At 54.9% G+C, this 2,104-nt stretch carries 3 protein-coding genes; 2 read left to right on the forward strand and 1 reads right to left on the reverse strand.

Annotation, left to right across the window (positions count from 1 at the left end; translation table 11 throughout):
- The first annotated feature begins 435 nt into the window (after positions 1 to 435).
- A complete protein-coding gene (locus tag B1757_RS14925) occupies positions 436 to 1,374 on the forward strand; it encodes an integrase domain-containing protein (protein ID WP_101539074.1) in 939 nt (312 codons plus the stop codon).
- Entirely contained in the window at positions 1,371 to 1,664 is a 294-nt protein-coding gene (locus B1757_RS14930) for a hypothetical protein (RefSeq protein ID WP_101539075.1), read from the forward strand. Before B1757_RS14925 ends, B1757_RS14930 begins: the two co-directional genes overlap by 4 nt.
- Positions 1,665 to 1,732: 68 nt before the next feature.
- On the opposite strand, the gene B1757_RS15650 is transcribed toward B1757_RS14930, so the two are convergent.
- Positions 1,733 to 2,104 (reverse strand): hypothetical protein (locus B1757_RS15650; protein ID WP_216360896.1); only part of this gene is annotated, 372 nt, incomplete at its 5' end.

The following is a 2,104-nucleotide window of genomic DNA, read 5'->3' on the forward strand; positions in this document are numbered from 1 at the left end:
CCCCAAAAACTCACCGGTTATCAGGATCCGTCCAAATCCTGCCCCCCTGCCCAGCATGCGCTCCCACCAGGAGCAGCCGCGCTCCTGCGCGGCCGGGCCAAAGTATGCATCTCTCTCTTAGCCTTACTTTTGCGGCCCCGGGGGGTCTCTGTCTCTTGTCCAAGATCGTTTTCACGACCCCTCCGGGGCCGCAAAAGTAAGGCGGGCAAGAGACAATGCTGGCAACAGCGACGCAATATTTTTCATATTCTAAATATGATTTTTATCCGAATAGTCCCACTTCCTGTGGGGCTTTTTTTTCATAGGTATTTTTTGATTTTGAGAATGCCCATGAAAAAAACCCTATCCCCGTCACTGGGGAGGGGGAGGTGTGCCTTTTTGCGGTTTTTCATGGGTTTTTCTTTTTTGTTTTTTGAGATTTAAAAGGGGGTTTTTATGAGCACGAATTTTGGCATTGGCAGTCGGGATCTGGCATCTGCCGGGCGGATTTTCTTGAAGCAGGGATTTGTGAATAAGGGGATGGGCACCGAATCGCTGGGTAAATTATCGGAACGCTGGAATCATTTTGCCGATTTTGCGCGGGCACATAAAATCAAAAAGCTCGAAAACGTAACCCGCGAACTGGTCATAGAATATGGCAACACCCTCCGTACGCAAGTCCTCACGGGCAAAATCAGCGCCGGTCACGCCCACGACAAAATCAGCGCGGTAAACAGCGTCCTTAGCCGGACGCCCGTCCGCTGGCGGAGCGTCGGTGCCGTGCGCGATTGCCAGATGCCGCCGCGTATCCATATCCGTACCGAGATCCCCGGCGGGTTTTATGAAGAACCTTACCAGAAAGCCATTGAGCAGCTGCAGGCCGAGGGTAACGATAAAGGCGTGGCCATCGCCCAGCTGGCCCGCCATCTCGGACTCAGGGCCATGGAGGCCTCTCTCCTCAACGCCAAAAAGGCGTTGCAGGAAGCGGAACGGACGGCATTAGTCACCATTACTGCGGGCACCAAAGGTGGTCGGGACCGCGTCCTGCCTATCACACATCCCGACCAGATCCGCGCTCTCCGCCACGCCGCCGAAGTCCAAGGCCGGCAACGTAATCTGATTCCACCCCATCAAACTTGGGAAAAATGGGAAAGCGGTCCCCTGCGGATCATCCGGGATACCATCAAGGCCAACACCGGGCACGGTATCCATGACTTGCGGGCCGCCTATGCCTGTCATCGCTATCGCGCCCTGACCGGTCAGGATGTGCCTCTGGTGGCGGGCCGGCTGATGGTCAGCAAAGCCATAGACCGTGCCGCCCGTCTGCAGGTCTCAGCGGAGCTGGGCCACGGGCGCATCGGTGTCACAGTCAGCTATATCGGGGCCCGGTCATGAGTGGCATCGCGGTCAAAAACTGGCGCCAGAATCCCCGATTACGGGCCTACCGGCGCAAGGGCGGCAAAGCCAACCGACGCCTGCAATCCCGGCGGATTGAGGCCTTTCTGGAGTTTTGTGAATTGCAGATGCACGAAACCAAAGCGGCCCGCATCGGAGCCCGTCATGTGCAGGCCTATTGGGCCACGCTGACCGATCGGGCGCCGGCGACCCGCTATCACCACTGGCTGGCTCTCTGTCACTGGTGGGATATGCTCGATAAACCCGGCAAGCCCCCTCAACCGGGGTGATCCTCAAATCCTTTTACTATGTGTGACTGGTCACAAGTTTGTTGTTCCTTTCTCCCGCAGCCTCCCGATTAGCCGGCTGCCGAAAGTTTGGGCACAACCGCACCGGCGTGTCCGGCTTTGAGTAGGGCAGCGATGAATTCAGGGTTGTTGACGAGTTTGTTCACGCCTGCTTCCAAAAGTGCGTTTGTTGATGATGTTCTGCCAACGCTAAAATTGATAGGCCCGCTTATTGTATGTTTTAGATGTTCGATACGCACGAAATTCTCGTATCCAACCGAAGGCACAAGCACCTGCATATCCATACTCCCAGCGTGTGTAATGGTGTTCCATCCTCGTTCTTCATGTAGATAAAAGTGTTTTACAAAAATCTGTATACCTACTCCATTTGTGCTAATGTTAAAACCCCTTTTTCTTAGTGCCGAATCTATTGCTTGGAGCGC

Source organism: Acidithiobacillus marinus, assembly GCF_002847505.1.
Taxonomy (GTDB): domain Bacteria; phylum Pseudomonadota; class Gammaproteobacteria; order Acidithiobacillales; family Acidithiobacillaceae; genus Acidithiobacillus; species Acidithiobacillus marinus.

Bases quoted from the DNA above. Each gene is read 5' to 3' on its own strand.
- B1757_RS14930 (WP_101539075.1), top strand. From the start codon at position 1,371: ATGAGTGGCATCGCGGTCAAAAACTGGCGCCAGAATCCCCGATTACGG.
- B1757_RS14925 (WP_101539074.1), top strand. From the start codon at position 436: ATGAGCACGAATTTTGGCATTGGCAGTCGGGATCTGGCATCTGCCGGG.